At 58.4% G+C, this 6,977-nt stretch carries 16 protein-coding genes; all 16 read right to left on the reverse strand.

Going from position 1 to position 6,977, the window contains the following annotated elements; all coding sequences use genetic code 11:
- Positions 1-13 precede the first annotated feature (13 nt).
- The 16 genes from rpsH to rpsJ all read right to left on the reverse strand — a co-directional run bounded on the left by rpsH (position 14) and on the right by rpsJ (position 6,914).
- Positions 14-409 (reverse strand): 30S ribosomal protein S8, encoded by a 396-nt coding sequence (gene rpsH / locus DC3_RS20920; RefSeq protein ID WP_146887838.1) that lies wholly within the window; start codon positions 407-409, stop codon positions 14-16.
- Between the two features lie 130 nt (positions 410-539).
- On the reverse strand, positions 540-722 hold the full coding sequence (locus DC3_RS20925; protein WP_146887840.1) for a type Z 30S ribosomal protein S14: 183 nt from the start codon (positions 720-722) through the stop codon (positions 540-542).
- A gap of 10 nt (positions 723-732) precedes the next feature.
- A complete protein-coding gene (gene rplE / locus DC3_RS20930; protein ID WP_146887842.1) occupies positions 733-1,272 on the reverse strand; it encodes a 50S ribosomal protein L5 in 540 nt (179 codons plus the stop codon).
- A gap of 10 nt (positions 1,273-1,282) precedes the next feature.
- A complete protein-coding gene (rplX, locus tag DC3_RS20935; RefSeq protein ID WP_146887844.1) occupies positions 1,283-1,597 on the reverse strand; it encodes a 50S ribosomal protein L24 in 315 nt (104 codons plus the stop codon).
- Positions 1,597-2,001, reverse strand: coding sequence for a 50S ribosomal protein L14 (rplN, locus tag DC3_RS20940; RefSeq protein ID WP_146887846.1), 405 nt, complete (start codon positions 1,999-2,001; stop codon positions 1,597-1,599). Before rplN ends, rplX begins: the two co-directional genes overlap by 1 nt.
- The gene (gene rpsQ / locus DC3_RS20945) at positions 1,998-2,252 is read right to left on the reverse strand and encodes a 30S ribosomal protein S17 (RefSeq protein ID WP_146887847.1); all 255 of its coding nucleotides are present in this window, start codon (positions 2,250-2,252) and stop codon (positions 1,998-2,000) included. The genes rplN and rpsQ overlap by 4 nt, the downstream gene beginning before the upstream one ends.
- Before the next feature lie 12 nt (positions 2,253-2,264).
- The gene (rpmC, locus tag DC3_RS20950) at positions 2,265-2,456 is read right to left on the reverse strand and encodes a 50S ribosomal protein L29 (protein WP_146887849.1); all 192 of its coding nucleotides are present in this window, start codon (positions 2,454-2,456) and stop codon (positions 2,265-2,267) included.
- Positions 2,443-2,868 (reverse strand): 50S ribosomal protein L16, encoded by a 426-nt coding sequence (gene rplP / locus DC3_RS20955; protein WP_034341398.1) that lies wholly within the window; start codon positions 2,866-2,868, stop codon positions 2,443-2,445. The genes rpmC and rplP overlap by 14 nt, the downstream gene beginning before the upstream one ends.
- Entirely contained in the window at positions 2,868-3,611 is a 744-nt protein-coding gene (gene rpsC / locus DC3_RS20960) for a 30S ribosomal protein S3 (RefSeq protein WP_146887851.1), read from the reverse strand. Before rpsC ends, rplP begins: the two co-directional genes overlap by 1 nt.
- A complete protein-coding gene (gene rplV / locus DC3_RS20965; protein WP_146887853.1) occupies positions 3,604-3,942 on the reverse strand; it encodes a 50S ribosomal protein L22 in 339 nt (112 codons plus the stop codon). Before rplV ends, rpsC begins: the two co-directional genes overlap by 8 nt.
- A 9-nt stretch (positions 3,943-3,951) precedes the next feature.
- Positions 3,952-4,239, reverse strand: coding sequence for a 30S ribosomal protein S19 (gene rpsS, locus DC3_RS20970; protein WP_146887855.1), 288 nt, complete (start codon positions 4,237-4,239; stop codon positions 3,952-3,954).
- Positions 4,240-4,251: 12 nt separating this feature from the next.
- The gene (rplB, locus tag DC3_RS20975) at positions 4,252-5,079 is read right to left on the reverse strand and encodes a 50S ribosomal protein L2 (protein ID WP_146887857.1); all 828 of its coding nucleotides are present in this window, start codon (positions 5,077-5,079) and stop codon (positions 4,252-4,254) included.
- An 11-nt stretch (positions 5,080-5,090) separates the two neighbouring features.
- Positions 5,091-5,378, reverse strand: coding sequence for a 50S ribosomal protein L23 (locus DC3_RS20980; RefSeq protein WP_146887859.1), 288 nt, complete (start codon positions 5,376-5,378; stop codon positions 5,091-5,093).
- Complete coding sequence (gene rplD / locus DC3_RS20985; protein ID WP_146887861.1) at positions 5,375-5,971, reverse strand: 50S ribosomal protein L4; 597 nt, start codon at positions 5,969-5,971, stop codon at positions 5,375-5,377. Before rplD ends, DC3_RS20980 begins: the two co-directional genes overlap by 4 nt.
- Positions 5,968-6,594, reverse strand: coding sequence for a 50S ribosomal protein L3 (rplC, locus tag DC3_RS20990; RefSeq protein ID WP_146887863.1), 627 nt, complete (start codon positions 6,592-6,594; stop codon positions 5,968-5,970). Before rplC ends, rplD begins: the two co-directional genes overlap by 4 nt.
- Positions 6,591-6,914, reverse strand: coding sequence for a 30S ribosomal protein S10 (rpsJ, locus tag DC3_RS20995; protein ID WP_146887865.1), 324 nt, complete (start codon positions 6,912-6,914; stop codon positions 6,591-6,593). Before rpsJ ends, rplC begins: the two co-directional genes overlap by 4 nt.
- Between the last annotated feature and the right edge of the window lie 63 nt (positions 6,915-6,977).

Raw genomic sequence — 6,977 nt, forward strand, 5'->3', positions numbered from 1 at the left:
TTTCAAATCCCCCTTACCAGATCACGCAGATCACTTCGCCGCCAATGCCTTCTTTGCGGGCATCGCGATCAGCGAGGAGACCTTTGGAGGTGGAAACCACGGCCAGACCCAGTCCCTTGTGAATGCGGGGGAGGTCTTCGTGGCTGACGTAGGCACGACGGCCAGGGCGGGAGATGCGCTCAATGTGCTTGATCACTTGCTCACGCTTGTGTCCGTACTTTAGTTGGATGCGCAACACATCAAACTTGCCTTCGTTAACGCGCTCGTAACTCGCGAGGTAGCCTTCTTTCACCAGGATCTTGGCGATTTGCTCCTTGAACTTGGAGGCAGGCACATCCACGCTGTCCTTATATGTGCGCGTCGCATTCCGAATGCGCGTCAGCATATCTGCAATAGGATCGCTCAGCATTTCTTATCCTTTTCAGGGTGGGGAAGGTCTGGTTCTCCAGGTGACTTCCCCAAAGCGAATTCTTGTTTTGTCGAAAAAGGATCTTCAGACAGTCCCGGAACAAAACCGTTCCGGCTGTATCCAAAGCCTCTTACCAGCTGGACTTCTTCACACCGGGCAGTTCGCCACGGTGGGCCATTTCACGCAGGCAGATGCGGCAGAGACCGAAGAAACGGTAGTATCCACGGGCGCGTCCGCAACGCTGGCAGCGGTTGTAGTTCTGCACAGCGTATTTCTTGCTGTTGTGGGAAATGGTTTTGCCTTTGTTAGCCATTCAATCCACCTTACTTCCGGAAGGGAACGCCGAGTGCTCCCAGGAGGGCACGGGCTTCTTCGTCGGTGCGAGCGTTGGTGACGATGGTGATGTCCATACCACGCACGGCATCCACCATATCATAGGTGATCTCGGGAAAGATCAACTGCTCTTTCACACCGAGGTTGTAGTTGCCACGTCCGTCGAAGCTGTTGGGGTTCACACCCTTGAAGTCACGGATGCGGGGCAGACCCACGTTGATCAGTTTTTCCAGGAAGGTGTACATGCGCTGGCCGCGCAGGGTCACTTTCAGTCCGATGGGCATGCCCTGACGGAGTTTGAAGTTGGACACACTCTTCTTGGCCTTGGTGATCACAGGCTTCTGCAGTGCGATGATGGCGAGTTGGCTGGCAGCTTTGTCGATGACTTTGGAGTCTTCTTTGCTGGAACCCAGACCCTGGTTGAGGACGATTTTCTCGATGCGGGGCACCTGCATGATGCTGGCGTAGCCAAACTCCTGTTGCAGTTGAGCGCGCACCTCGTCGTAGTATTTTTTCTTCAGAGCGTCCACAGCATTAACCTCAGTCGATCACTTTGCCGCTCTTCGTGGCAACGCGGACTTTTTTACCGTCCACAATTTGCTTACGAGCGCGGGTGGGCTTGCCGGTCTCGGGGTCAACGAGGCGCACTTTGGAAGCATGCAGTGCAGCTTCGCGCTCTTCGATTCCACCCTGGGGGTTGTTGGCGTTGGCTTTGACGTGCTTTTTCACCACGTTGACGCCTTCAACGACCACTTTGTTTTCGCTGGGCAGCGCCAGGAGAACCTTGCCGGTCTTTCCTTTGTCTTTACCGCTGGCGACGTAAACCAGGTCGCCTTTCTTCACGTGAAGACCCATTAGAGCACCTCCGGAGCCAGGGAGATGATCTTCATGAACTTGCGGTCACGGAGTTCGCGAGCCACGGGCCCGAAGACACGGGTACCACGGGGTTCACCCTGGTTGTTGATGATCACGGCGGCATTCTTGTCAAAGCGAATCACGCTTCCGTCGGGACGCTGAATGGCTTTGCTGGTGCGGACCACAACGGCCTTGACCACGTCGCCGGACTTCACGTTCCCTTTGGGGGTGCTTTCTTTGACACTGGCGATGATGATGTCGCCCACTGCGGCGTAGCGTTTGTTACCGCCACCCCCGGTGGTGAGACCCTTCGCGCCGATGCCGTTGTTCAGAACACGGATGCACATGATTTCACGGGCACCGCTGTTGTCTGCGACGTCGAGTCGCGTTTGAGGCATGATCATGCTTCACCTCTGGCGCGTTCGATCAGCTTGGTCACTTGCCAAGTCTTGGTCTTGGAAATGGGACGGACATTGATGATCTCAACGATGTCACCGGTGTGGTATTCGTTTGTCTCGTCGTGGGCAGCGTATTTCTTGGAACGGGTCACGACTTTACCGTAAAGGGGGTGTTTGAACCTGCGTTCAACCTTCACGGTGACGGTCTTGTCCGCTTTGTCGCTGACAACGACACCTTGGAGCACTTTCTTGGGCATCCCTAATCTCCCTTACTTGCCTTTGCTTTCCGCAGTAACGGTCAGCAGTTGGGCGACTTCGCGCTTGAGTTCGCGAATGCGAGCAGGGTTGGCGAGCTGGCCGACAGAGTTCTGGAAGCGGAGTTCCATCAGCTCTTTTTTGCGGCTTGCGACTTCCTGCGCGATTTCAGCGGGCTTCAGTTGGCGAATTTCACTGAGCTTCATCGTAAACCTCGCGTTTGACCATCTTGGTCTTGATGGGCAGCTTGTGTCCAGCCAGACGGAAGGCTTCACGGGCCTGCTCTTCGGTCACGTTGGCGACTTCGAACATCACGCGGCCAGGCTTCACGACAGCCACCCAGTATTCTACCGCACCTTTACCTTTACCCATTCGGGTTTCGGCAGGCTTCTTGGTGATGGGTTTGTCCGGGAAAATGCGGATGTAGATTTTACCACCACGGCGGAAGTAACGGCTCATCACGATACGGCAGGCTTCGATCTGGTTGGACTTGATCCAGGCGGGTTCCTGGGCCACCAGGCCGAAGTCACCGAAGGCCACATACTCGCCGCCCTTGGTTGCACCGGTCATGCGACCACGGAACATTTTGCGGTACTTGGTGCGCTTGGGAAGAAGCATTACTCGCCTCCTTCTTTACGACGGCGGGCAGTGGGGCGACGGCGTTGTGCGCCACGCTCTTCGTTGCCACGCTGGGGTTTGGGCTGGGGTGCAGGACGCACTTCGCCGCGGTTGCCGATCACTTCACCGTTGAACACCAGGACTTTGACGCCGATGATGCCGTAGGTGGTGCGGGCCAGTGCGGTTCCGTAGTCGATGTCGGCGCGCAGGGTGTGGAGGGGCACGCGGCCTTCCAGCACTTTCTCGACGCGGGCCTGTTCAGCACCACCGAGACGGCCACCGAGGATGACTTTGACGCCACGGGCACCGGATTCCATCACGCGCTGGGCAGCTTGCTTCATGGCGCGACGGAAGGCGAAACGGCGCTCGATCTGCTCGGCGACACGCAGGGCAACGAGGGGAGCGGACAGGTTGGGGTTGCCCACTTCGGCCACGTTCACAGCCACGGTGCCAGCGGAAACCAGACCTTCGATGGCCTGACGGAGGGCTTTGATGGCCTCGCCGCCTTTGCCGATCACAACGCCAGGCTTGGCAGCGCTGATGGTGACGCTGATCTGCTGGCCAGCACGCTCGATTTCCACGCGGGCAACGCCTGCGGTGGCGAGTCGTTTGGTGACCAGGGCACGGATCAGTTCGTCTTCTTTCAGAAGCTTCTTGTAATCCTTCTTGGAAGCGTACCAGCGGCTGTTCCAGTCCTTGGTGATGCCCAGACGCAGTCCGTTGGGGTTGATTTTGTTACCCATTGCGTTCCTCCAGAATGATGGTGATGTGGCTGGTGCGCTTTTTGAGGATGTCACCACGACCACGAGCACGGGGGAGGATGCGCTTGATGGTGGGGCCTTCGTTGACGAAGGTCTGGGCAACGTACAGCCTGTCTTCGATCAGGTCGAAGTTGTTGACGGCATTTGCCTTGGCGCTTTTCAGCACTTTGAGCACAGGGTCGGACGCGCCGCGCGGAATGAAGCGCAGCAGGTCTTCGGCTTCGCTCACGGACTTGCCGCGAATGGCATCAACGACAAGGCGCACTTTGCGCGGAGCAATGCGAATGTATCTGGCAATGGCTTTGCTTTGCATGGCTCCTCCTTACTTTCTCTTGCTGGATTTCGAGTTCTTGTCGTCGCCGTGACCGCGGTAGTTGCGGGTGGGGGCGAACTCGCCGAGTTTGTGACCAATCATCTGCTCGTTCACGTAGACGGGGATGTGCTGTTTGCCGTTGTACACAGCCACAGTGTGTCCGATCATCTCGGGAACGATGGTGGAGCGGCGGCTCCAGGTCTTGATCACTTGTTTTCTGTTGCTGTTGTTGAGGGCATCCACTTTGTCCAGCAGGTGGCCATCAACGAACGGTCCTTTTTTCAGGCTACGAGGCATGCAGGCTCCTTATTACTTCCGGCGAGCGACGATGAAGCGGCTGCTGTTCTTGCGACGCTTGCGGGTCTTGAGACCTTTGGCAGGCTGTCCCCAGGGGGAAACAGGCGTGCGGCCAACACCAGTGCGACCTTCACCACCACCGTGGGGGTGATCCACAGGGTTCATGGAAGAGCCACGCTGATAGGGCTTGCGTCCGAGCCAGCGGGTGCGTCCAGCTTTACCGATCACGATGTTCTTGTGCTCTGCATTGCCGATGCTGCCAACGGTGGCGTAGCACTCGGTGTGCACACGGCGAAGTTCGCCGCTGGGCAGGCGCAGGATCGCGTAGTCGCCTTCTTTACCTTGGATCTGGATGCTCGTACCGGCACTGCGGGCCATCTGGCCACCACGACCGGGCACCAGTTCCACGTTGTGGACCACGGCACCGACGGGCATGAAGCGCAGGGGCAGGGCATTGCCGACCTTGGGTTCTGCTTCGGGACCGCTCACCACGGTGGCGCCGACTTGCAGACCTTCAGGAGCCAGGATGTAGCGCTTTTCGCCGTCGAGGTAGTGCAGGAGGGCGATGCGTGCGCTGCGGTTGGGATCGTACTCCACGCTGGCGACTTTGGCAGGAACTCCGGCCTTGTCACGGCGTTTGAAGTCGATGATGCGGTACAGGCGCTTGTGGCCACCGCCGCGGAAACGGCTGGTGATGCGACCACGGTTGTTGCGTCCACCGGTCTTGTGAATGGAGGTGGTCAGGCTCTTCTCGGGGCGCTTTTTGGTCAGGCCCGAGAAATCAGCCGTGGTCAGGAAGCGCCTGGAGGGAGTGTATGGACGGTACGTCTTAACTGCCATGCTAGCGCTCCTTAAACCAGGTTCTCAAGGGCTTCGATTTTCTGGCCCTCTTTGAGTTTGACAATTGCTTTTTTGCGGTCAATGCGCTTGCCGGTAAAACGGCCTGCACGTTTGACTTTGCCTACCAGGTTCTGGGTGTTGACGCTGTCCACCTTGACGCCGAAAACTGCTTCGACAGCAGCTTTGATTTCGACTTTGGTGACGCGGGGGTCAACCCAGAAGCTGTAAACGCCGTTCTCGATCCCAGCGAAAGCTTTCTCGCTCACGACAGGAGCTTTGATGGTGTCAAAATGGCTCATTCTTCACCGTCCTTCGCGGGTTCGAGGACCACTGCGTCGATGACCAGGTTGTCATGGCGCAGGATGTCGTAGACGTTCAGGCCTTCCACAGCCACAGCGGTGACGTTGCGGAGGTTGCGGGCAGCGAGGCGGGCGTTCACGTCGTCAGTCACCAGGAAGATGCTGCCTTCGATGCCGTTCTCTTTGACCCAGGCCACGAACTGCTTGGTCTTGCCTTCCACGCCGAATCCGTCCACTGCGAACAGTTTGCCGGTGGTGGCGCGGTCGCCGAGGGCCATGGCCAGACCGAGCTGACGCACTTTGCGGGGCAGGGTGTAAGCGTAGCTGCGGGGTTTGGGGCCGAAGGCCACACCACCGCCCACGAAGGTGGGAACGCTGCGGTCGCCGTGACGGGCGTTACCGGTGCCCTTCTGGCTGTACATCTTCTTGCCCACGCGGCTCACCTGAGCGCGGGTTTTGGTGCTGGCGGTGCCACGGCGGCGCTTGGCGAGTTGCCAGGTCACCACGTCGTGCAGGATGCCGACTTTGGCTTCGGGGAACTCGACTTCAAGAGCGCGACCCCCGTTTTTGCCGATCACTTTGATCTGGCTCATGACTTGCCTCCCTTGGCGGCAGCTTTGAGGATGACCAGACCACCGTTGGGACCGGGGATGCCGCCTTTGACGAGAATCAGGTTCTCATCAGGACGAACTTCGATGATTTCGAGGTTCTGAACGGTGATGCGTTCAACGCCCCAGTGACCAGCCATGCGCTTGCCTTTGTAAACGCGACCGGGGGTTTTGCGCTGACCGATGGAACCGGGGCGACGGTGCCATTTTTTGGAACCGTGGCTGGCAGGACCGCCTTTGAAGCCCCAGCGACGCATGACACCCTGGGTACCGCGACCCTTGGAGGTGCCGGTCACATCAACGATTTCGCCCTGCTCGAACAGGTCAGCCTTGAGGACATCACCATCGAAGTTGAAATCGCGGAATTCGCGGAGGTAACGCACTGCACTGGCACCGTTTTTCTTCAGGTGGCCCAGAGCGGGTTTGTTGAGGCGGCTTTCTTTCTGCTCGCCGTAACCGACCTGAATGGCGTTGTAGCCGTCGGTGGCAGCAGTTTTGCGTTGCACGATCTGGCAGGGGCCAGCGAGCACAACGGTGACGGGAACGACCTTGTCGCCTTTCCAGACTTGGGTCATCCCGACTTTGGTGCCGAGAATGCCTTTGGTCATTGTGCACCACCCACGGTCTTGATCTCGATGTCCACACCGGTGGGGAGATCCAGGGTCATCAGGGAATCGATGGTCTTCTTGGTGGGGGACTCAATGTCCACCAGACGGTTGTGGGTGCGGATTTCAAAGGATTCGCGGCTGTCCTTGTCGATGAAGGGGCTGCGCATCACGGTGAAACGGCGGATGCGGGTGGGGAGGGGAATGGGTCCGCTCACCTTGGCACCCGTGCGGCGCACGGTGTCCACAATCTTGGACGCACTCTGGTCGAGGGTGCGGTGGTCAAAGCCACGAAGTTTGATGCGAATCTTGGGAGCGACCATTATTCAAGCACCTTGGAGACGACGCCTGCACCGACGGTACGGCCACCTTCACGGATGGCGAAA

It is taken from the genome of Deinococcus cellulosilyticus NBRC 106333 = KACC 11606 (genome assembly GCF_007990775.1).
In the GTDB taxonomy this organism is placed as follows: Bacteria; Deinococcota; Deinococci; order Deinococcales; family Deinococcaceae; genus Deinococcus_C; species Deinococcus_C cellulosilyticus.